Source organism: Actinopolymorpha alba DSM 45243 (assembly GCF_000373925.1).
Taxonomy (GTDB): Bacteria; Actinomycetota; Actinomycetes; order Propionibacteriales; family Actinopolymorphaceae; genus Actinopolymorpha; species Actinopolymorpha alba.
Window position 1 is genome coordinate 69,110 of sequence record NZ_KB892779.1, and the last position, 22,159, is coordinate 91,268.

At 65.3% G+C, this 22,159-nt stretch carries 23 protein-coding genes; 8 read left to right on the forward strand and 15 right to left on the reverse strand.

Annotated elements, in window-relative coordinates:
• Positions 1-417 precede the first annotated feature (417 nt).
• Positions 418-765, forward strand: coding sequence for a hypothetical protein (locus B141_RS0127015; RefSeq protein WP_020578314.1), 348 nt, complete (start codon positions 418-420; stop codon positions 763-765).
• Between the two features lie 25 nt (positions 766-790).
• Positions 791-916, forward strand: coding sequence for a hypothetical protein (locus tag B141_RS52360; protein WP_020578315.1), 126 nt, complete (start codon positions 791-793; stop codon positions 914-916).
• Here B141_RS52360 and B141_RS52595 read toward each other — a convergent pair.
• The 3 genes from B141_RS52595 to B141_RS0127035 form a co-directional block, all read right to left on the reverse strand.
• Complete coding sequence (locus tag B141_RS52595; RefSeq protein ID WP_337587615.1) at positions 903-1,304, reverse strand: DUF5131 family protein; 402 nt, start codon at positions 1,302-1,304, stop codon at positions 903-905. The two genes, B141_RS52360 and B141_RS52595, sit on opposite strands and share 14 nt — an antisense overlap.
• 712 nt (positions 1,305-2,016) lie before the next feature.
• Positions 2,017-3,312, reverse strand: coding sequence for a hypothetical protein (locus tag B141_RS0127030; protein WP_020578318.1), 1,296 nt, complete (start codon positions 3,310-3,312; stop codon positions 2,017-2,019).
• The gene (locus tag B141_RS0127035; RefSeq protein ID WP_020578319.1) at positions 3,309-3,860 is read right to left on the reverse strand and encodes a SigE family RNA polymerase sigma factor; all 552 of its coding nucleotides are present in this window, start codon (positions 3,858-3,860) and stop codon (positions 3,309-3,311) included. The genes B141_RS0127030 and B141_RS0127035 overlap by 4 nt, the downstream gene beginning before the upstream one ends.
• 596 nt (positions 3,861-4,456) lie before the next feature.
• Here B141_RS0127035 and B141_RS0127040 point away from each other — a divergent pair.
• Positions 4,457-4,972 carry a hypothetical protein gene (locus tag B141_RS0127040; RefSeq protein WP_157181320.1) on the forward strand — a complete coding sequence of 172 codons (516 nt, stop codon included), beginning with the start codon at positions 4,457-4,459 and terminating at the stop codon, positions 4,970-4,972.
• Between the two features lie 96 nt (positions 4,973-5,068).
• Positions 5,069-5,578: a hypothetical protein gene (locus tag B141_RS0127045; RefSeq protein WP_084678549.1), complete on the forward strand. Its 510-nt coding sequence runs from the start codon at positions 5,069-5,071 to the stop codon at positions 5,576-5,578.
• A 391-nt stretch (positions 5,579-5,969) separates the two neighbouring features.
• Here B141_RS0127045 and B141_RS42990 read toward each other — a convergent pair whose 3' ends face one another.
• The 12 genes from B141_RS42990 to B141_RS0127110 form a co-directional block, all read right to left on the reverse strand.
• Entirely contained in the window at positions 5,970-6,305 is a 336-nt protein-coding gene (locus tag B141_RS42990) for a hypothetical protein (RefSeq protein ID WP_020578322.1), read from the reverse strand.
• Positions 6,306-6,676: 371 nt separating this feature from the next.
• Positions 6,677-8,359, reverse strand: coding sequence for a UvrD-helicase domain-containing protein (locus tag B141_RS0127055; RefSeq protein ID WP_020578323.1), 1,683 nt, complete (start codon positions 8,357-8,359; stop codon positions 6,677-6,679).
• On the reverse strand, positions 8,356-9,975 hold the full coding sequence (locus tag B141_RS0127060) for an ATP-dependent nuclease (protein WP_020578324.1): 1,620 nt from the start codon (positions 9,973-9,975) through the stop codon (positions 8,356-8,358). Before B141_RS0127060 ends, B141_RS0127055 begins: the two co-directional genes overlap by 4 nt.
• Positions 9,976-10,260: 285 nt before the next feature.
• On the reverse strand, positions 10,261-11,961 hold the full coding sequence (locus tag B141_RS0127065) for a hypothetical protein (RefSeq protein ID WP_020578325.1): 1,701 nt from the start codon (positions 11,959-11,961) through the stop codon (positions 10,261-10,263).
• Positions 11,962-12,019: 58 nt separating this feature from the next.
• On the reverse strand, positions 12,020-13,126 hold the full coding sequence (locus B141_RS0127070; protein ID WP_040422430.1) for a helix-turn-helix domain-containing protein: 1,107 nt from the start codon (positions 13,124-13,126) through the stop codon (positions 12,020-12,022).
• Positions 13,123-13,836: a hypothetical protein gene (locus tag B141_RS0127075; protein WP_020578327.1), complete on the reverse strand. Its 714-nt coding sequence runs from the start codon at positions 13,834-13,836 to the stop codon at positions 13,123-13,125. Before B141_RS0127075 ends, B141_RS0127070 begins: the two co-directional genes overlap by 4 nt.
• Before the next feature lie 298 nt (positions 13,837-14,134).
• Positions 14,135-14,299: a hypothetical protein gene (locus B141_RS49720; RefSeq protein ID WP_157181321.1), complete on the reverse strand. Its 165-nt coding sequence runs from the start codon at positions 14,297-14,299 to the stop codon at positions 14,135-14,137.
• Between the two features lie 42 nt (positions 14,300-14,341).
• Positions 14,342-14,863 (reverse strand): hypothetical protein, encoded by a 522-nt coding sequence (locus tag B141_RS0127085; protein WP_020578329.1) that lies wholly within the window; start codon positions 14,861-14,863, stop codon positions 14,342-14,344.
• Positions 14,864-15,353: 490 nt separating this feature from the next.
• Positions 15,354-16,409, reverse strand: coding sequence for an MFS transporter (locus B141_RS42995; RefSeq protein ID WP_237742821.1), 1,056 nt, complete (start codon positions 16,407-16,409; stop codon positions 15,354-15,356).
• A gap of 50 nt (positions 16,410-16,459) precedes the next feature.
• Positions 16,460-16,954 (reverse strand): SRPBCC family protein, encoded by a 495-nt coding sequence (locus B141_RS0127100; RefSeq protein ID WP_020578332.1) that lies wholly within the window; start codon positions 16,952-16,954, stop codon positions 16,460-16,462.
• A 112-nt stretch (positions 16,955-17,066) separates the two neighbouring features.
• Positions 17,067-18,284, reverse strand: coding sequence for an RNA polymerase sigma factor (locus B141_RS0127105; protein ID WP_020578333.1), 1,218 nt, complete (start codon positions 18,282-18,284; stop codon positions 17,067-17,069).
• Positions 18,281-18,619 carry a YciI family protein gene (locus B141_RS0127110; RefSeq protein WP_020578334.1) on the reverse strand — a complete coding sequence of 113 codons (339 nt, stop codon included), beginning with the start codon at positions 18,617-18,619 and terminating at the stop codon, positions 18,281-18,283. Before B141_RS0127110 ends, B141_RS0127105 begins: the two co-directional genes overlap by 4 nt.
• A 69-nt stretch (positions 18,620-18,688) precedes the next feature.
• Between B141_RS0127110 and B141_RS0127115 the strand changes: the two genes are divergently transcribed.
• From B141_RS0127115 to B141_RS49725, 4 genes are all read left to right on the forward strand, one after another.
• On the forward strand, positions 18,689-19,426 hold the full coding sequence (locus tag B141_RS0127115; RefSeq protein WP_020578335.1) for a DUF3987 domain-containing protein: 738 nt from the start codon (positions 18,689-18,691) through the stop codon (positions 19,424-19,426).
• 15 nt (positions 19,427-19,441) lie between these two features.
• Positions 19,442-19,633: a helix-turn-helix transcriptional regulator gene (locus tag B141_RS0127120; RefSeq protein WP_020578336.1), complete on the forward strand. Its 192-nt coding sequence runs from the start codon at positions 19,442-19,444 to the stop codon at positions 19,631-19,633.
• 226 nt (positions 19,634-19,859) lie between these two features.
• Positions 19,860-20,996 (forward strand): tyrosine-type recombinase/integrase, encoded by a 1,137-nt coding sequence (locus B141_RS43000; RefSeq protein ID WP_202805937.1) that lies wholly within the window; start codon positions 19,860-19,862, stop codon positions 20,994-20,996.
• 334 nt (positions 20,997-21,330) lie between these two features.
• On the forward strand, positions 21,331-21,957 hold the full coding sequence (locus B141_RS49725; protein ID WP_157181322.1) for a GNAT family N-acetyltransferase: 627 nt from the start codon (positions 21,331-21,333) through the stop codon (positions 21,955-21,957).
• Positions 21,958-22,159: the final 202 nt, after the last annotated feature.

Genomic DNA, 22,159 nt, shown 5'->3' on the forward strand with positions numbered 1-22,159 from the left:
AAAGCAGGACAAGAGACCACGAATCCCGCCGGGGCTCTGGTCGCGGGTGGCCGCCAGTCGGCCTGATGGCCGTGCCCATCAGGTTGCCCGGACGTCCGCAAACGGCCGCTGCGGCGCCATCGCCGACCAAGGCCTAGGCCGCCGACGCTGATACCCATCGCTCCCAACGGGCTTTCGAGATCACCCTTCGACGAATACCGGCCGCGCTTGGGTCCGGCCGCCGGGCAGGGCATGCGATGCCGGCTATGCCCGACCCACAGCCTGGCAACTGGTCGCCGTTTCTCGGTTCGCTGGCATCCTGACCAGCCCGAACCCGGTGGAGGCATCCCTGAAGCGCATGGACGCCGTCTGCGGAGGACCGTGGTGGCGTGATGTCTGGTGCAACAAGCTGCCCGACAAGGGGCTGCGGAGGAGGCTGTGGTCGCCGGGTACGCCGAGAAGCTCCGTGAACGCGCGGGCGGTGCCAGGACTTGGGTCATCGATGTTCGGCCGCGCGCAGACCTGAAGCCGCTGTACTACCTGGTATTCGCCACCCGGCACATCGATGGCATGGTGGCTTTCGGCGAATCAGCATCTCTCGGCCTCGAGCGGTGGCGGAAGTACCATGCCGGGCTAGCTGCGGAGGGCACACTGTTCGGCGACAATGACGCCTGGGAGGAAGCTTGGAAGGCAGAAGAGGCGGTGTTCAAGGCCCAGTGGGTCAACACCATCGCTGAGCGATTGACCAACGAGCTCGCGAAGGGCCCAGCGGTTTCGCATCATTGACAGGCCCGACGAGATCCTCGGTGATTTGCTCGACGTGGTGCGCGGCCTACATCTGCGCGCCGCGATCCGCAAGGTGCGGAACGCAGGCATGACCTCAACCGACCCCAAGGGCGTGGACGACCTGTGGCACCTCACACTCAAGCCCGCGTAGGCGCAGGCATCTCGTCGTAGAGGCGTCCGTCCAGCTCGCGACCCTTACTCTTCGGCGTACGCCCGCCCCACTGCTTGAAGAAAAACGCCACACTCTGCTCGCGGCATGCATCACGCAGTTCGCGCACCCAGTCGGGGTCGAGGGGCCGATGGTTTGGTCCGCTCTCACCACCCGCGATGAGCCAGTGCATGCCCGTTAGGTTGATCAGGACGGTGGATCGTCGGCTGCGTCGAGCGGTGGGAGCAGAGCGACAACGGAGAGTGGTGCTTGTGCGTGCCCGCGGACCGCGGCTCAGGTGTCGGAATGCTCCAGCCGATGTGGGTGCACGCCGAGCAGGTGCAGCCCTACGGGCGCCAACGTACAGCCGACGCCAAGGGCGTCGGTACAGAGAGAGTTAAGAGCGCAGACGGGTAGCTCGTGATCACGGTACCCGTCCCTCGGCATAGAGGTCGGCGGGCTTCCTTCAAGACATCTGCCCGAGTAGGTGCCACACGAATACGCCGAAGGCGATCCCGGCCACGCCCATGACGCGCGGGACGATGTAGGAAGCGTCGTCGGCTCGTTCGCTTTAGGGTCGCGATACTGCCAGCTCGACAACAGCTGCCACTGCGAGCGCGGCACGATCATCGACCAGGCCGCCATCCCGATGAACATAGGTCAGGCCACATCCAGGGGAGAAACGAAACCGCCCCCAGCAAGTTCCTGTTCCGTATGTCGTCCGTAGGCCGGTTGTACCCTCCGCGTGCCCCAAGACAGGCGCAGCGGTGCTCGGCTAGGTGCAGAGCTGTGATCTTGCCCGGGCCGACGCCAGGGCGCCGAGATCGTAGAGCTGACGCAAGGGCGATCGTTCGCCAACCGGTGCGTTAGGTCGTGACAGAAACAATCGTTCGCGTGTGTGGCCCCTCAGCGGCGACAGATCGGTCGGGAGTGGGAGCGTCGGATGACGTCGGTCTGAGTTCGGAACAGTTCGGCCACGGCCACGGCCACGGCCCCGTGGTCCGGGTCGGTCGGCGAAGTTCCTCAGTCCGCGGTTGGGTCAGGCGGTCCAGGCCGCGCACCAAGCTTCGGGCGCGATCGCCTTTGTACGGTGGTCGCTATGCCTACAGCCCGCTTGGCAGCTCATAGGGCCTCCCGGATCGGGGCTCGGTGGCCAGTTCGCAGGTGCCTGTGGGGGTGCAGCGGATGATCGCTGCTTTCTGTCTGTCGGAGTCGTAGGCGCTGAGGAGGAAGTGCTCGTCGTCTTCCCATGCGATTGTCGCGTCGGTGTATTGGATGGTGAGCACGGGTCGGCCGGTCCGGGCGTCGGTGATGGTTTCGTGTGGGACGGTCTGGCCTTCGTTGGAGATCGTCACTTGGGCGTAGCGGCCGCTGGGTGAGAACCCGCTGATGTTGATGATGCTGCCGAGGGTGGTCGGGCAGACTCGCCACAGTTCGCGGTTGCCGTCGTCGGTGTCGATGGTCGCCGCGCAGTAGAGATCTTCATCTTTGCGTTCCTGTGCGACCTTGGGCAGAACGCCAGCAAGTCCCGAACCGTCCGTGGCATCTGTTCCATAGAAGTCCTTCCACAGGGTGAGCTGTCCGGTCCGGGGGTCCCATACCTGTGCCTTGTCGGATTCAGAGACGGCCCCGTAGCCGCCCGGGGTGAGCACGACTTGTTCGTCTAGGAAGCCGACCGGGACGGCCTGTCCCAGATCGACCGAATGCAGGACCTTGCCGGTGCGGGCCTCAGTGACGTTGATGGTGCCTTCCTCGGTCGCCCAGGCGATCTGCTGCCGGTCTCGAGATACCACCGGAATGCTTCGAGATGGTGTGGACAGCTTCTCCGTGCCGTCCAGCCCGATGAGCCGTAGGTGCGGCTGGTCGTCCTCGTAGCGGCTGATGAGGTAACCGCCGGCCACGGCCTCGAATGCTGTGTAGAGGGGGGTGACCTCGGCGGGCGTGGTGGTCGTTCCGTTGTGAATCTTGCCGTCCGCGTACCAAGGCACCTTCGGTTGCTCGCCACGCGGCAACCCGTCGAAGCTGATGGTGATGGCCTTGCGGGCGTACTGCTCCACGACATGCCCTGGAGTGGGTGCCGGTGAAGCGCCCACAGTCGGCCCGGCGCTGGTCGACGGCGTGGCTGTCCGCGTTGGTGCTGGTGTCGGTGTCGCCGTGGCCGGGTCCACCCGGGTGTGGTCGCCGCGGGGGCCTACCAGGTTCAGGCCGATCGGTAGGACGACGGCGATGGCGGCCACACCGGCGACGACAGCGGTCGCGCGTCGGCGCGAGCGCATACGGCGAGCACGCCTCAGAGCGTCCGAAGCTGGGTCGTGGTGAGTCCTGGCGTAGGTTGCGAGGCGGGCGAGGCCGGCGCGGAGGTCGTCCGTGAGGTCCTGGTCGTGCTGGTGGTCGTTCATCGGGCGTTCCTCCTGACGGACTCGGGGTCGGGTACGGCGGCCCGTTCGGCGTGTGGGGTGATTCCGGAACGCAGGGCGGCGAGGGCACGGTGGGTCCGGCTCTTGACGGTGCCGATCGAACAGCCCAGGATCTCGGCGGTCTCGGCCTCGCTGAGGTCCTCGAAGTAGCGGAGCACGATCGCGGCGCGCTGATGTGCCGGTAGGGAGCGCAGAAGCCGCCACAGGTCACCGTCCCGGTCGGCCAAACTGTCGGGGTCACCGCGTGGATCGGTCGCCGGGCGATCCGGTAACTCAGCTGTCAGCGTCTCGCGCCGCCGCCACGCCCGACGCCACCAGGCGGTGTGCTCGTTGACCATGGCACGCCGTACGTAGGTGTCCAGAGCTTCGTGGTTGTGGATGCGTCTCCACACCAGATAGGTCCGGGCCAGGGCGGTCTGCACCAGATCCTCGGCCGCGTGATGGTCGCCAGTCAGAAGAAACGCCGTCCGGGTCAGCGCGCCGTGCCGCGCAGCAACGTAGGAGCTGAACTCCTCCGCAGTGTCTGCCACCGATACCCCCTGCCATGTGATCGCATCCTCTAGATGCGATCAGGGCCGTGAAAGGTTCCACAGGTCCAGGAGATTTTGGATCACGCCGTCTAGCGCTCATCCGAGCCTGGAGGCCCTCAGCTACCGGAGCCTCGAGGTTCAAGGGCGGTGAGGACTTTCTGTACGTCTTCAAGGGCGGTGAGGACTTTCTGTACGTCTTCAAGGGCGGCCCCGAACGGGCCGCCGCGCCCGCCTTCACGGCTCCGGCCTTCCCTCTCGCCTGGAGGGCTCCGGTCGGCCGTCGCGGCTGGGCGCGAAAGTAGGGCCGCCAGAAGACTGACGACCCTTACAGCGTCGGCACCGTTGCCCGGTGTGCGGTCAGGTGGCTAGGGCGGGCCCGCGGCTTTAGCCACCTCGCTTGGTCCGGGTCCCGAAGAGCGGGGGCCCACGGCGGGTGATTGCGGGCAGGCAGCAAGCTGCCCGCCGAGCCGGACAAGGCTACGGGCCCCCACTCTCCCGGACCAAGCCAGGCCACCGGCCAAACCCGCGACCCCTCCGAGCTGACCTTTCCGCCTCCGAATCGTCCCGCCGCAGCCGGCGCCTGGCATGATCACGCCATGAACCGTGGTCGCCAACGCGTACGTCACTCCACCTGGATAGTCCTTGCCGTGGCGATCGCCGTTATCGGCTTGGGTGGGCCGCTCTTTTGGCTCGCTGGCGACCTGGTGAGTGTCGAACCGGACCCCGCCAGTCGCGAGTACGTCGAGGAGCAGCTCGCCATGGCCAGCGGTGTGGCGATTGCCGTGCCGGTCGACTTGCCGCCCGGCTACGAGCCGCCCGGCTTCTGGGGGTACTCCAGCGGCCCCGATGGCGTAGCTCGCAGCCGGCAGGCGACCTTCTTCCCCACCGAGGACTACGGCATGAACGACCGGATCCAAGGCGTCCAGATGTGCATGGAGTGGCCGAACGACGACCAGGACAACTGCGGCCATGAGCGCGGTAACACCGTTGAACGCCAGGTCGACGACGTTCGGGTAGTCATCTGGCTCTCCGACCGAAACCCGGCCAACCGAGCTGCCTGGCAAAGTGTTCCGTTCACCACCGACCTCAACAGGGTTCACTGGCTGCACTAAGCCGTCGGACCAAGCCAGGCCACCGGCCAAACCCGCGAACCCTCCGAGCTGCCGATTCCGCGCCCGAGTCCTCCCGTGACCTGCCATGATCACGCCATGAACCACGGCCGCCAACGCATACCTCACGCCACCTGGATAGTCCTTGCCGTGGCGATCGCCGTTTCCGGCTGGGCGCTCCTTTGGCTCGCCGCCGGCGACCTGGTGGTCGAACCGGACCCCGCCAGTCGCGAATACGTCGAGGAGCAGCTCGGCTCGGCGCACAACTTGCCCCTGCCCCTCCCCGTACGGCTGCCCGCCGGCTACGAACCTCCAGACGACTACTCGACCTCGATCAACGAGGACGGCATCCCGTACGCATGGGGCGCACGGTTCCACCCCATCGGAGAGCAGGCCCCGAAGGGCGCGCCGGTGGTCGTGATGTGCGCGCAAAGCGTCGACGCTCCCGACAAACCATGTGCTCCACCCCCGACACTGCCGCACGTGGAACGAACCATGGGCCCGACCCAACTCGTGATGTGGGCCGAGTACCCACCAACGGCCAGTCTCGACCAATGGAACTCCCTCGAGCTCACCACCGACCTCGACAAGGTGACCTGGCTCAACTAACCCGCCTGATGACGCCAGACCACCGACCAAACCCGCGTGCCCTCGGCGCCCATGTGCCCCACGATGCGCCCACAAATCGTGATCAACAGCGGTCAGGAGTGGTATGCGGTGGGACTCAGTGAGACAGGCCCCTGAACCGGCATCTCCGCTGGTCAGGGGCCTATTTGTGCTGGTTGTGGCAGGTGCAGGGTTCGAACCTGCGTAGGCTGAGCCGACGGTTTTACAGAAAGGCGGCAAGTGCCGTCTGACCTGCGCCCTCGCTGAACACCACCGATCTTCGCCGCATATACGCCGCGCCCATCCTGGAACTGGCCATAGCACGCCGGGCACCGCTGGACCCGTGCCTTTGAGATGTAGCGCGTGCACTGAACCGCTGCAGCCCGCCGTGTCGCTATCGGAACAGGCAGAGTTCGGGCCGGCCGGTGAGGGTGCGGGCGGTGTCGATTGCGGTCCGGGCAACGCCGATGGCATCTTCTGCCTCGTCGAGAGTGATCGGGTCGTAGGTGGCGGGGTCGGGATACTCGGCCTGGTTGCGCCGCCGGCGGAGCCGGTCGAGGGACTTCAGACCTGGTAGGCCGGGGAACTGCGCCTGGATCGCCTCGACCGCGGCGATGTGCCCGACGCGGGTGGTAGGTCGTAGCCCTTGTGGGGATGCAAGTTCTTCTGTGTAAGGGCGCGGGTGGGCTGACCGGAGGCGGACAGGGTTCAGTCTTGCCAGGAAGGACACTGCGCGTGAGCAGGTCTGGGAAGTCTTCGTCGGTTCAGGGTTTGGTCAGCGAGGCGCTGGCTGAGGGGCAGGGGCGGCCCGCGGAGCTGGTGCCAGGGCCGGTGGAGTTGCCGGAGCGGGGCCGGACGTGTACACCCTCCTGACCAACGGCCGCTTCGAACTGGGCCCACGAGCCGAGCCCCGAACCGACGTACTGCACATATCCTTGATTATTTGCAGCAAGGACACAGGCGGAGTTTCGCCCTGCAGAGTGTGTTGGGTGCACGCCCAACCGTTCCTTTGCGTGGCCGAGCTCCCGGTCCCGTGATCATGGCGATCGGCTATGTCGTGGTCCACGACAAGATCCTCGCCGAGAGATACGTGTGTTCTGGTCAGCGTTCTGCGATCTCGTCCCACCGAGCTGAGGCGAGCCATTTGTCGATCTCACCTGCCTCAAGCGGGTTCGCATCGAGAAGGTAGGGCCAGTACTCGGAGATGGTTCGGGGCTTCGGCGAACCACCGAGCGTCGGCACCACTCGCGTGTAAGTGACAAGCGCTCCGTGCCGGGCACGAGAGAGCATCACTGACAGGGCTCTAGCCTCCTCGTCCTTGGCTGTTGGCGTAGTCGCCCGAAAATCCGGGATGCAGCCCTGTTCGAGTCCGACGACGATGACCCAGTCGAACTGCTGGCCCTTTCCGACGTGGCCACTGAGGAGGTGGATTCCAGGCGCATTCAGCAGGGTGGTCTGGTCGCCGACCCGGATTTTGGCGCGTACTTCGTCGAAGGTGTCTCCGTTGGCGAAGCGGTCGAGGACCCAATTGATTGCGTCAGCAAGAGCGCTCCGTGAGTCGAAGTCCTCTACTCTCTCGAGTTCTGCGAGCTGGCGTAGGTAGCCGAGCGTGTCGTCCGTGGACGCAAGTTCGGAGGGGTCGATGCGGGCGAGCATCGTTCGGACTCGTCGAGCGGTTTCTGGGTCGAGGACTCCATCTTCCCACCGGTGTACGGGGTGGTCACTCGCTTCGACGACGGTGGCGATGAACCGGAGACGACTCTTGATCCGTACGATGACGCCGATTCGTTGACCGGGCGCCCTGGTGAGGACGTGGGCTGCGAATGCGAGCACATCCGCGGCTTCTTGCTTGACGTCAGTGAACCGAAGGATGCCGGCGAGTCCGCCTTGCGGCCAACTGCTGGGATCGGCGCAGGTGAGGTCGGTTCCGCCCGTGAGCTCGTTGAGGGAGTTCACCATCGCGAGGACAGCTGGCGATGACCGATGGGAATCGCTGAACTCGATGACGCTGGCGCATTCGGCACGGATTGCTGCGTCGATGTCCGACGGGGCAGCACCAGCGAATCCGTAGATGCCTTGGGCCAGGTCACCAGCGTAGGTGGTTCGACCGTATGCGATGCGGTTGATCACACGCAGTTGCTGCGGAGTGAGGTCTTGATACTCGTCGACGATGACGGCGCCGAAGTGGTGTGCGTACAGGTCAGCGACGGCGTCGTTGGCCAGGATGAGTTCGGCGTACCGGAGCAGGTCGTCGTAAGTGGCGCGATTCTGCTTCGCGCGCAGGGCCTCGATGTCGATGGCGTGGTCGTTTCCACATTCTCCGAGTGCTTCAGAGACTTCTTCGTCGGTGTGCGCTTCAAGCTTGGCGACCTGAAGCGCCTTCTCGACGTCCTTGATGTCGTCCCAGTCGAGCTTCCTGCTGTGGCACTGCTCGCGGACCCAGTCGTTCTCGCAGATGGTGATGTTGGGATTGATCCCTGCGACTGCGCCGTGGGCGCGGATGATTCGGGCGGCGAGGCCGTGGAAGTTGGTGACAGTGACGCGGTCGCGTTGTACGGAGAGCGGCACATAGCGCCGGAGCCGGGCGCGGATGTTGTCCTTGGCTCGGTGCGTGAAAGTGACGGCGAGGATGCGCTGGGGTGGAGGAGCGGAGCCTCGATCAATGAACCCCGCTACGCGAAGCGCGAGCGCTTCCGTCTTACCGCAGCCAGCGGGCGCGACCACAAGGAGCGAGAGGTTGTCGTGGTCACGTACCTCGGCTTGGGCCTTGGTGGGCGTGATCACGGGTTCTCGATCTCGTCCAGGAGGTCGTTGACACTGACGATCCCGGCGGCGGTGTCCTTGTCGAGCACTTCGGCGATCGCCATCGCGGCCAGCACCTTATTGTTCCTGTGCCGGCAGAACTCGGCGACATCGACGGCAGTGCGGGTGCCATCGGCGCCGGACTTGTTGCAGTTGTCGAGCGTGTTCTTCGAGAACAGCCCGGAGTTCTCGAGTGCGTCCCAGGCCTTCGCGGCGCCGAGCGCGTCGACGTACTCGCCTTCGAGGTCCGGGGCGGAGATAAAGCAGGGGTAGTCCTCGAGGTCTTCCAGGTCGTCGGGGGCGACCCCGAGCTTCTTCGCAGTCTTGTCGCGTGCGTCCTCGTCGATGAGGAGTGCGAGCGGGATGTCGAATCCAGTGGGTCCGAACAGCGTGACGATCGCGGGCATGTCGCCGGCGCCGTCGGTCTCGATGAGCGAGACGCCGAGCCGGTCGAGGTTGCGGCTGGTGAGGTCGGCGACCTTCTCGACGATGATCCGGTCCGAGACCCCTTCGACGGCGACGACTTGGTTGGCGGTGAGTGGCTCCAACTTATCCCGCACCCACCAGCGCACAACGAGCTTCTCGTCCGCGGTCAGGAACCCGGCGTTCGGTTGGACGAGCCCCCCGCCCGGTCGCACCGAGACAATGCACTCGGGCGAGAAGGCACTAACGATGTCGGGTGAGTGAGTGGCGAGGAACTTCTGGTTCGGGCCGGCCTGCAGCAGTCGCGCGAGGCTGCGCTGGCTGGTTGGGTGGAGGTGGATCTCGGGTTCGTCGACGGCGACCATGTTCCGGCCAGCGCTGACGAGGTCATACATGGCGAGCGCGTACAGGGCTCGGATGCCGTCGGACTGTTCGGAAATGTGCTTGGTCTTGCCGTCCTTGACCACGTTCAGACGGACGTCGGCAAGGACGTCGCCGTCGGCAAGAGCGCCCGTTGCGAAGGTGAGCTCGTCGTTATTGACCTCGACCGGAAGCGCCTTCGACAGCTGCCTAGCCAAGTCCTCGCGGAGCTTCCCAAGCGTCTTCGACAGTTGCAGCCGTTCCTCAATCTTGTCGATCAGCTTCTTGAAGTCGTCCTTCTCAGTGCCCAGGTCGACGAGCTTGAGGATCTCGTCGAGAGGCGTGCGCCGGCCCGCACGCAAATCGCGAGCCATCGCGGTGGCCCCCAATAGGTTCCAGCCGAGCGCTTCGACCTGCTTGACCGAGAGCTGGCGCCCGGTGCCGGCCGTTGCTGCTCGCCGGTCGACCGAGAGGGTGCGGTTGGTGTCAAACGTGGCCTCGAGTGAGATGGTGAGGGTCAGCTCGTTGGTTTCCGGGTCGACCGTGAGCTCGTCGGGGAACAGCACCTTGTCGCTCGCGACAAACCCCTTCAGGTCCCCCTCGATGGCGAGGGGAACGGTGGGGTCAGCCAGGTCCTCATAGGCGATCCGGTTGTACAGTTGGGCGGTACTTGCACCGAGGAGCAGGTCGATGCACCGCAGAAGCAAGGACTTACCGACGTCGTTCGGACCGACCAGAACGAGGTGCTCGCGCACCTCGAGCTCCTTGTCTGAAAGACGGCTGTGGTTGCGGATCGCGAGCCGGGTGAGTCGCATCGGTCGTCCTCGGGCTGGGGAACCCCGAAGACTCAGATGTTTCGAGGTGCACCAATGTTAGCGGGGCTCCGTCAAGATCATGATGATGTCTCCTTCGATCCGACCAGGGTTCCGCGCGATTCGGTTCAGCGGCATCCGACACATGTGCCCTTTGGCTCATCCGCTTCCGCTCTCGCGTAGAAGAAGCTTGCAGCCACGGGTGCTGCCCGGCACGGCGCCGGTGTGGTCACGGTCGATGCCGAACGTTCCGCGAGGTGCTCCCCCAAGGACCAACGACGTCTGACGTCAGGGCTCCAACGGCTTGGATCTGCGATATGCGATCGAGCGGTCCCTTGTCTGGAACAGGTGGTACGTAGTCCCACTGAACTCATGGGGACCCCCGTAGTTGGGATCTCTGAGGATGATCTCGACACGGCCAAGGTCAACGCGCTGCGGTCCAACCTCAACAACCAGAGGGGCCGACAGGCTGAACGTGCCCTCAGGAAGCGGGACGCCCGCCTCGAACTCGACGAGCAAGCCGTGCCCTTCTGGGTAGGACGTGGCCAACTCCTCGCCGCTGAGCACCCTGGCCGCGTCCGCCCAGCCGCGCCGCTGGGCGGACGTCACTGCCCCGAGGTCCGGAGTCCTGATCACTGTGGCTGTGTGCGCCTGCAAGCTGCACAGGATCTCGATGAGGTGCGCTGTGGATGCGAGAGCCTCCCCCACAGCTCCATCCCAAACGAAACCGATATTCGGATCCGTGATTCCCATCTCCGCTGGGACGTGGCGGGAACTGACGCGGAGAACATTCGGGGCCTGGCATTGGCCCAGGAAATGGAGACCCGTCTTCACTGCCCCAACGGGCTTTCCTGTGAAGTCGCCGAAGGCGATCGTGCGCCGACCACTGTTCTCGACCAGGTTGTGCCGATCCTCGATGGTGAACACACCGTTCGTCTCCGCGAGGACGGCCCTGACCCCGCCGGTCCCCTGGCTACGTTCGACCCGGTCGACGTTGACCGTGGCAAGCACGAGCCCTGCCGGATCAAGTACCTCGAGGCGAAGCTCCGGGTCTTCGCCGAGGTCAGCCGAGTGTGGCCAAGTCGAGAGAGTGGCCTCTTCGAGCTTGCCTCCAAGGCCGCCCGGGGCATCGAACGTGGCGGTATAGGCCCGTTCCGGGCTGCGGAACGGCGCCCCGTAGGTTAGGGAGTCCAGGAACTCCTTCTCTGCTGTACTACCTCGCTCCAACTTCAGGTGCCCGTGCACAGCGATGGGCCGCTCTTCTGTCGAGGCGGCGCAGCGCGCAATGATGTCGACAACACTCCACCGTCCAGTGGACCGGTTGCCGGCGAGCATGGACATGACCAGGCCTTGCCGGCTGGAGTACGCCGGCGGCGTTCCTTCACCGAACCGGTGTTCGTAGCGGTAGTGCGGGTCGTCATCCAGCGTGAGCAGCGCCTTGTCGACCCGCTTGACCACCTCTAAGGCGTCGAGTCCGCCCTCGGTCCGGTCGGCTCCAAAATACGCCGCAAGTCGCTCGTACGCTTCCTTGATCCGGCCCCGGTTCCCGTTCAAGTAGTAATCGACAACGTCTCCGTACTTGGCCGCGAGTTGTTCGACGTACTCCAGGCCACGCCAAATTGCCGTGACACCTTTGCCCGTAGCCACGTCGTAGAGCCAGTTTTCAGCCTCGGGAGACGGGTTCATGGGCGTGACAAGGTGCCACTCCCGAACGTCAAGCCGCGCCCACCGCGGGTCTTCCATGAGTCGGGAAAGAGAATCCTCGATCTCAGCCTTCTGCCTGGCGCTGAGACGGTCGTCCGTGTAGCGCTTCACCTGGTAGACGACATCCGTCCCGTCCGGACCTCCCCGCGGATCGAGGATGTCTACTCCCCCATCGCCCTTCGACGGCGTGATCCGGTGAGAGTTCGGGTGCTCCCGGTTGATGAACATCGCGACAACGGCCTCGACGGGGCCTCCGGCGAGACGAGTCCATTCGATGAGCGTCATGTCTACCCCTGATGCTCGGCGAAGGCCGCAGCATGAGCGGGAACTCGGTCCGGGTGTGTCATCGCACCACTGTCAGCTTCGGCCGAACGTCGTCAAGGCCGAGGAGCTCCCTGATACGCCGCGGCGGCAGGTGGAGCTCGCTGGCAATGTCCACGAGGGTGATACCTGCCTCCACATCGCACAGCTCCACAGCCTGCCGCAGCAACGTCGGCATCTCCCCCGGATATGCCGTGAGCGGCTCAAGGCTCCTCACGCCCTTCAGCATCGCAAGTCGCTGATAGGCGCGTCGCAGCGTGGTCTCGGGCGTCTGCCGGACCTCACGCATCCGAAGAAGCAGCGACTCAATCGATACTCCCCACGTTCGGCTGAGGCGGTCCAATTCGGTGAGATCGACACGGCGGGGCAGGATCGCAGCCAAATCGCTGGCGGGTGTGAGAAGCGCGGCGGCGAACTGGTCGGCCTCGAGCTCCTGCACCGCATCCCCCGGCTTCGGCTCCTGATGTAGCAGCAAGTGCCCGAGCTCGTGCGCGACTGTGAACCTGTGCCGGTACACCTCCATCGACCTACGCGGGGTCGACATCACGATGGGCCGGCCGTCGATGTCGCTGGAGAAGGCATCTACCCGCTCCATCCCGCCCTGCTTGGACACGAGTACGACGACGCCGTAGCTTTCCATGGTCGCGACCAGGTGCGGCAGCGGACCATCAGGAATATGCCAGTGATTCCGGAGTTGCTGGGCTGCCTGCGCCGGCGAAGCCCCCAGCTCAATCACTGGCAGGTCGACCGTCGGGAACTCCACGTACCGTTCGAATACGTGTGTGAGCTCGCGGATCTGCTCCGCGGTAGACAAGGCTCGATCTCTATCCCCTGCCCGCAACGAGCGCAGGCTTCGGAAATGCACGTTGCCGGTGTCCACACGGAAGAACGGTCGGCCTGTAACGAAGAACGTCACATCCACGCCCAGTGCGTTGGCCAGTGCTGTCAAGTGCTCGGGCCTCGGCTTGGCAACCCCGGATTCGTACTGCCCTATCGCTGCGGCGGACACCCCCACCCTCTGAGCCAGTTCGTTCTTCTTCAGCTGCGCCAACGTGCGGGCCTGCCTTAGGCGGTCGCGGTCAAACGCATCGCTGACCGCCTGGAGAGAAACTTCCTTGCGCATACTCATTTGTCACTGGTGCCTGTATCACGCTTCTTGACGATGGGCTGTGGGGCCGGGCCTGATGCAAAGGTGCGCTCGTCCGAGCCGGACTTGGTCTTGGCCGACGTATCGGCCGGCGTCTTTACGGCGAGATCGTCTCCGAGGAACATCACCTCGGGGTCGATGAACCGCACCGTGCTGTCGCTCTGAGGCTCAATCACGCCCCACGTGATCCTCCACAGCCGACTCGCATCCGACTCCACGGCCACCATGACGACGCGGAGATGGTGATCGGCAGCGAACTCGACCACCTCGTTCAGCTCCACCTGGGGCTCGTCGTCGCTCTCGGCCGGGTCGATGTCGTCCAGGTCCAGCATCGCTTGCGGGTCGGGCTTCAAGGTGAACAGGTCGGCGCGGGATGGGCTCGTGATGAACGGAGTGACTGCTGGGTCTCCCCCGTGTGGTGGCCGCCAGGGGAAGATCACACTGTCCTGCAGTACCGGCAGGTGATAAGCAGCACGCCCAGGCTGCACCGTTACGGCGTTCATCCAGTTCCTCTGGAGGGTGTTGGTGCAGACTGTGGGCAGAGCCCGCCAAAGCTGTCCGTAGACGCTCTGGCCGTCCTGTCCGGACACCCGCTGAGCCTCGACATGCTTCATATGTGCCGTGACGATAGCGTCGACCAGCTGGGACTTGACCAGCTCAGTGTCATCACCGAACAGCCCGTTCGATTGCATGTGCCCGTGCCTCTCGATTCAGGGAGTCCCTTTAGAACTCACCCGAGAGAATACACCCCGCTTTAGTTCTTCGCGACAAACCGCCACCGCGTGTCGTCAGGCCGAGCCCCCGCAGCCCCAGGCGGCTCCGAAGGTCTAAACCGGCACCACAAGTAGGCCCACCCAACACCGCCCCGAGGTTGACGTTATCGGTGGAGGGCGACCACCGTCACGCCGGCCGACGACGAGGAGCAGGCCGACGTTCCCGAAGACGAAGCTACCCCGGCCCCCGGACGTCCCGCCGGCACCCACACAGGACTCAGTCGAATTCGACGACACCGAAACCGACACCGAGGCGCTGCCGGCCGATGACTCGGAGACGGTCGACGACGAAGACCCATGGGCCGAGATCGACGAAGACGAGACCGGCGCCGGCGCCGACCCAGACGCCCCACCGCTCGACGACAGTAGGGCCCACTCCCACCCCTCAAGAATGAGGAGATGGATGACGAGATGGAGAAGAAGGTCATCCTTGATCCGGCAGACGTAGAAGCCGCCTTAGTCGCTCTCTCCGACGCTGAGCTTTGAACCGCGCGATACGAGACTCGCCAATACGAGCCAGGGCGCCGTCTTGGAGGCGTTGCCACCGCTGCCCGGCGGCATCCATGAACTCGACTACCAAGAACCCATCCGCGTGCGCGGTGAAGTAGTCGAGCACGATCCGCTCTTCACGATTAGGCGGCACGATCCCGATCTCCAATGATCGGAACTCCTTCAACATAGGAAACACCCTGGCGTCATAGATCAAGGCGTTCGAGGAGTTCCGCAGAACAAGGACCACCCGGGACCTGGGCAGCTCGTCTTCATCCTCCTCGTCATCTACCCACCAAGTCACGGCCGCGGCCTGCGCTTGCCTGTCGGCTTCGGCAATACGGCGACGTTCCGCCACAGCCCGAACCTCAGCCCGAACTCCGAAGAATAACGCGGCTATCACGCCGACGGCGGTCGAAACAGCTGATGTCCCGTCGATGATTTCGCTCAGGTCCACGCGCCAAGGATCGCAGCCACAGCGCAGGACGCGACCTCAACCACACCGGTGCTGTTCCATCCCCCGCGAAGTCGGATCGTCCCCGTGCTGACCGGGCGAGCGGCTGCCAAGTCAACCCCGCAGGGTTACGGCGTGTGGGACACGGCCGTCAACGGCTGGCACAGCAGGCAGGACCTCGCCGAACCCTAGGCGGCCGAGCGCGCCATGAACGTCCGCTACGCGGCGCAGGAGCCCCGCACCGACACCTCTTCCCGCAAGGTCGTGCCTGCGAAGCCGGTGCTGGTGCTCATGGACGGCCGCTGGTGGCCCGGCCGCCTGGACTGGTGGGTCATGGAGACCGACGGGTGGTACGGCCATGCCGACCACGAGGTTCTGCCGGGTCTTTCGACATGCCCGAGCGGACCTGGCGGCGCTGGCAATCCAGGACGCGCGCTGGCCGGCCGTCGAAGGGGGCCGCGGCCAGCGCGGTCGGCAGCGGCCGAGCTCGCGGTCAAGCACGCGCTGGCGCATCCGGCGCGGGGTCATCGCAAGGTGTGCGCGATGGTGCGGCATGACGGCCATGTCGTGTCTGAGGCCACGTTGTCGTGGCCAGCCACGCCAGACCCGTTCGCGTTGCTGTGTAGCCGAGTTTCTGCTGCATCAGCAGCGATCCGAGGAAGATGAACGAGAAGAGCGCGCCGAATGCGAGCAGTGCGGTGAGGTTCGCCGCGACGAGCGTGCGGTTCCGCAGCGCCCTGGCTGGCACGAGCGGGGCTGGTGAACGCTTCTCCGACCACACGAACGCGGCCATCAGCACGCCGGCCGCGATGAACCACGCCAGTGTGCCGGCGGAGGTCCATCCGTGGGTGGAGGCATGGTGGAGTGCGTAGACGAATGTCAGCAGTCCGCCGGTCACCGTGCTGGCCGCTGCGACGTCGAGCCGCCCGGAACGGCCACGGGGCTCATCGGCCGCAAGGCAGGTGGTGGCGAGTGCGATGAGCGCGAGGCCGGCGGGAACGTTAATGAAGAACGCCCACCGCCAGCCCGGACCATCGGCAACGAGACCGCCCGCGACAACTCCCATCGTTCCGCCTGCTCCGGCGACGGCTCCGAAGATGCCGAGAGCCCGATTGCGTTCCCGCCCTTCACGGAAGGTGACAGCCAGCAGCGACAAGGCTGCCGGTGCGATGAGTGCTCCGCCCAACCCCTGGAGCCCACGGGCCGCGATCAGCACGCCGCTGTGCTGCGCCACGCCCGCCACCAGCGACGCGGCGGTGAACAAGCCAAGGCCGGCGAGCAGGACGCGGCGTCGTCCTCGCAGGTCGGTCATCCGGCCACCGACGAGGAGGAATCCGCCGAGCAGGAGACCGTAGGCGACGACAACCCACTGCAAACCGCCTTGGCTGATTCTGAGGTCTCGCTGGATCGAGGGCAGGGCCACGTTCACGATGGCGATGTCGAGGCCCACCATCGCCATGGCGGCGCACGTCAGTACCAGCACGAGCCCTTGGCGAGGGCCCGGCTTCTGCTGGCGGGTGGAGGTCAGCGGACTAGCGGCGGTTTCCACGGGGCTTTGCGTGTCAGATATGGGTTCGGTGTCCTTCAGCTCGCGGCGGTTCACCGGCGGTAGCTCGCAATGGGCAGGCCGGCGCCGGTGGTGAGCAGCTGCGGCAGGCTCTTGGTGATGAAGAAGGTCCAGCCGCGCAAGCACGCTTCGAAGCAGGCGGATTCCGCCGCGGTGAGGCCCTCGTGCGTGAAATGCAGCGTCGTGCCCTGCGCGTCGGTGGTGATGTCGAAGATGACGTTGGTGTCGGTCCACTCGTCACGGTCGTCGAGGCCGGTGTTGTCGGAGTCCACGACGTGCCAGACCACCCGTCGGCCGGGCACGAACTCGGTGATCTGGAACCGGGCGAAACGGATGCCCTTCTTGGCTCGGACGGTCTCACCGGCGTATTCGCTGTCGTCGGTGAAGATGAACTCGTCGTGCAGGGCGGCAGAGTGGCCGATGAGGTTCTCGCTCCACCAGCCGCGGACGTTGGTGATGGCCTCGAAGACCTGCTCCGGCGTCCGGTCGACGGTCATGGCGGCGGTCAGGTACTCGGTGTCCGACATCGTCCTTGCCTCTCTCTTGGGTGGTTTCGCCCCACCGACGAAGGAGGCCGCCCGGGATCGACATCGACCGGGAAGAAACTTCGAAATTCGGCCGCGATGGCCTTGGTGCTGGTCAGAGCTCGGAAAGACGACCCATCAGATAGCGACGTTCGGCCTCGGTCGGCGCCAGTTTCAGCGCCTCCTCGTAGGACGTCGCGGCCTCGGCGAGGCGGCCGTCCCGGCGGAGAAGATCGGCCCGTGTCGCGGGCAGCAGGTAGTAGCCATCGAGCTCGCCGGACTCGGTGAGCTCGTCGACGAGGGCGAGTCCGGCGGGGATGCCGTCAGCCATCGCGATCGCCACGGCGCGGTTGAGGTCCACCACGGGAGATGGCGCCAACCGCGTGAGCTCCGCATAGAGGGCGGCGATCTGTGGCCAGTCGGTAGCCGCGGCGTCGGGCGCCGCAGCGTGACAGGCGGCAATCGCGGCCTGCACCTGATACGGCCCCGAGCGCCGCATGGCCAACGCTTCGTCGAGCGTCGCAAGGCCTTCGGCGATCAGCGCGCGATTCCACCGGGATCGGTCCTGGTTCTCCAACGTGACCAGCACGCCGTCATCGGTGCGATGCGCGCGGCGGGCCTCGAGCAGCAACATCAACGCCAACAGGCCGCGCGGCTCAGGCTCGGTCGGAATCAGCCGGACCAGCGTCCGGGCGAGGTGAATCCCTTCAGCGGCCAGTGCCCTGCGCCCGTCCTGTTCGTCGTAGCCCTCGTTGAATATCAGGTACAGCACCGCGAGGACAGCGGTCAGCCGCTGCGGAAGCAGCTCCGCCGGTGGAACCCGATACGGTATCCCGGCCTGGACGATCTTGCGCTTGGCGCGAACCAGGCGTTGCGCCATCGTCGGCTCGGCGGTCAGGAACGCCTTGGCGATCTCACCCGTGCTCAGCCCCGCCAGCGTGCGTAGCGTCAGGGCGACCCGGGCAGGGAACGGCAACGCGGGATGGCAGCACGTGAAGATCAGTCGCAACCGCTCGTCAGGAATCTCCTCCGCCGACGGCTCAATCGGATCCCGCTCCAGCACAGCAAGCTGCCGCACCTTCGCCGCCCCCGTTGCGTCCCGCCGCAGCCGATCGGTCGCCCGGTGACGTGCCGTCGTCGTCAGCCACGCACCCGGACGAGCCGGAATTCCATCGCGCGGCCACGTCGCCAATGCCGCGGCGAACGCGTCCTGCGCGCAGTCCTCCGCCAGGTCCCAGTCCCCGGTCAGCCCGATCAGCGTGGCGACCACTTGGCCCCACTCGCTCCGATACGCCGCATCGACCGCGGCACGAACCGCCTCCGGCGCGGTCATTCCCACACGGGGCGGACCTCGACACAACCCCAGCCCGCGTAGGGATGCCGCGCCGCGATCGCGATCGCCTCGTCCAGATCGGCACACTCGATGATGTCAATACCGCCGATGAAGTCCTTCGTCTCCGCGAACGGGCCATCGGACACCAGCGTCTCTCCATCACGGACACGGACCGTCGTCGCATCCGCCACCGGACGCAGCCGCGCACCACCGACGAAACTGGCTCCCCGCCGATCTACCTCTGCCCCATACGCCTGAAACGCCGGGTCCGCCGCAATTTCCTCCATGGACGGCGACACCTTCTCATCGTCACAGATCAGCAACACATACTTCATGGCCCCACTATGCCCGACCGAACGCCACACCTCTGCCAACGACCGGCCGCCGCCCTACCGAGATCACGGTTGATCGTATGGACCCGCGCCGGGCTGATCCGAGTACTCGCGGAGACCACGCTCCGTGACCGCTTCACGGACCTTGAGCCAGATCCGAATTACGCGATCGCCGACAGGTGCAGGCGTGGCTACCCGCAAGTACCTGACGACGTTGCCGATGCCTACGGCATCCACCTTGCCGCCCTCACCCGATCACTCGTCGGCTGGACCGACCCGGCAGTCCTCACCCTCACCCCCGGCGCCGCCGAGCTGGTGCTCGCGCTCGAAACCGAGACCGAACCCAAACTCGCCCCCGGCGCCGAATGGGGCCACGTCCGCGACTGGTACGGCAAATGGGTCGGCGCGACCGCACGTATCGCCGGCCTCCTCCACCTCGCCCACCACGTCGACCGTGGCTGGACCCAACCCATCACCGAAACCACCTGGCAAGCCGCCGAAACCATCGGCCGCTACTACGCCGCCCACGCCCTCGCAGCCTTCGACCACATGGGCGCCGACCCCACCACCGACAACGCCCGCACCCTCCTCACCTGGATCGAAGCCACCCACCCCACAGCCTTCACCGTCCGCGACGCCTACCGCGCCAACCGCACCACCTTCAAAACAGTTCCCGAACTCGAACCCGCCCTCGAACTACTCGAAAGCCACGGCCACATCCGACCAGCACCCCCACCAGACGAAAAGAAACGAGGACGCCAACCAAGCCCCACCTACTACACCCATCCCACCCACCGCAGCAGCCTCTAACGGAGGAATCCCGGAATGACCCGCCGCGAACGCCTCACGCTCACCCTCAGCGAGGTCTGTACCGAACTCGGCATCTCCCGATCGACGTTCTACGACTGGCGCGCCAAAGGCAGGGCCCCACGCTGTATCAAGCTGCCCAACGGTGAGATTCGGGTCCGCTATGCCGATCTGGATCGTTGGCTCGACTCCCGTGAGGAGGCCGCCTGATGAACACCACTTACAACGTCCGTGTCTGGAAGCTTCAGACCCTCAAAGGCCAGACGAGAACGACGTATGGGGTGCGGTGGGTCGTCGCACGGCGACCCTTCCGCGAGACGTTTAAGAGCCGTCCTCTCGCTGACAGCTTCCGCTCCGAACTCCTGACCGCGATTCGCAAGAAGCGTTCGACACTGACACTGGCCGCCCTGTATCGGGCCGGCGTAGCCGGAAGGATATGACCTGGTACGACTTCGCCTGCAAATATGTCGACCTCAAATGGCGCGACGCCGCGGCGACATACCGACGAAGCATCGCCGAGGCACTTACTACGGCCACCGTTGCCATGCTCCCGCCCGACATCGGCAAACCGTTCACGGACAAGGCCATCCGGCTGGCCCTACGCAGCTGGGCTTTCAACTGCGGACGCAGGAACGTAGCACCTCCACCTCGCACCGGTCAGGTACTGGACTGGATCGCGCGGAACACCCTGCCTGTCGCCGATCTTGAAGACCTGACGACGATTCGCTGTGTACTCGATGCGCTTGCCAGCCGGCTGGATGGCACCGCAGCTGCCGCCACCGTGTTCAACCGGAAGCGCATGGTCCTCTCCAACGCGCTCGACTACGCGGTCGAACTGGAACTCCTCAACGAGAACCTTGTCGGGAAGGTCAAGCGGAACGCACCGAAGGCACGCACCACCGTGGACCGCCGCTCTGTCGTGAACCCCAGCCAAGCCCGGGAACTCCTCACAGCCGTCACGAAGATCCAACGCAGTGGGCCACGGCTGACCGCATTCTTCGCCGTCATGTACTTCGCTGCCCTACGACCTGAGGAGGCCGTCAACCTGCGCAAGACCAACCTCTCCCTGCCTCGTGCCGGATGGGGCGAGCTACATCTGGCGGAGGCGACCCCGGACGCGGGGAAGCAGTGGACTGACAGCGGGAAGGCACGCGACGAACGGCAGCTCAAGCACCGAGCGAAGGGCGACACCCGCACCGTGCCCTGCCCGCCGGAACTGACGGCGCTGCTGCATAACCATCTGGAGAACCACGGCACCGATCCGCAGGGCCGGCTGTTCTGGGGTGAGCGTGGCGGCGAGCTTGACTCGAGCACATACGGCCGGGTGTGGGCGAAGGCCCGCCAACTGGCCTTCGGCGCCGATCTTGCATCGTCCTCGGCTCTTGCCAGGCGGCCGTACGACCTCCGCCATGCTGCCGTGTCGACGTGGCTGAACGGCGGTGTACCTGCGACCCAGGTGGCCGAGTGGGCCGGTCACAGCGTCGCCGTCTTACTCCGGGTCTACGCCAAATGCCTTGACGGCCAAGACGACACAGCCCGTCGCCGGGTCGAGGCTGCGCTCCGACAGGGATAACCCCTCGGTGACATTGGCCCGCGGTCCGAGCACCCGCCGGGTTCCTGCCAAAGCCGTTCGCCACCCGCCGAATGATCTCTCCACCGAGCGGAAGGTATGGGTGGCCTAGAGCGACCTCGGCGTACCCGGTCTGATGGCGCGCGGATGGTACGACGGCAGCTTGGGAAGGCCCGCGTACTCACAGGCTTTCGGACCGGATGACCACCCTGCGACGCCCCTGCCAATAGTCCACGGCGACGCCTGCGTGTCGGGCAGAGCCGAGGCTCCAACGAGACGGGACAGGCGTGGCGCAAACGGCTGGCTCGGGCCAGGTTGGACCTGGTAAAGGTGGTTCGTGATCTCTGATGCCCGGCGACTTTGGCTACTACAGCTCCGACTGGAGTGCAAGGCTCTCGACTCAGACGGCAGACTCGTCCGTATCGAGGGCCCGCGACCCGATGAGATTGCAACCTGTTCGATCGCCAGATTCCATGATGGCTACAGGGTCACCTTCGCCGCGACCGCAGATGACGATCTGGTCGAGCGAGTAGCAGCTTTGCCCGAAGAGATGTTCTTCGAGGACAGCATGCGGGCCGCGAGTGCAATTAGGAAAGACCGCGCGATGAACATCACCAAGTGCAGCACCTACGTCTTTCCACAGGTCTTGAGACCGGTAGACCCAGCCATCGTCCGCAAGGGCCACGAGGAGTTCGCGATCACGGTCGACGACCGCGAGGTCTCATGGGCCAGCTCCTCACGCTCCAACTCTGAGGCGGCCGAACTGTGGGTGTGGACCGATGAAAGCGCCCGTCGCAGTGGCTATGGACAGCAAGTGTCGAAGGCATGGGCATCGGAAGTGACAGGCGAGAGACGAGTGGCCTTCTACAGCCACCTCGACGACAACCAGCCATCTCGCCGCCTGGCCTCGAAGCTCGAAGTCGTGCACCTCTTTGACCTGGCCAACTTCACGTTTGAGGGCTGATCGCTGCAGAACTCATGCCATGCGGTTGCCTTCACACCCACTTGACCCCCAGACTCCCCTATTGGCATTTGCCCAGGCCAGCGACCTATGCATGGGCGAACAATGCGTGCACTGGCGCGTCCTGGGAGCGTGGCCGATCTTGCCGTTGGTCCGTATTTGGTCCGTAACTGGTGGCCCACTCCCCTGCCCCCGGCTCCCTCGC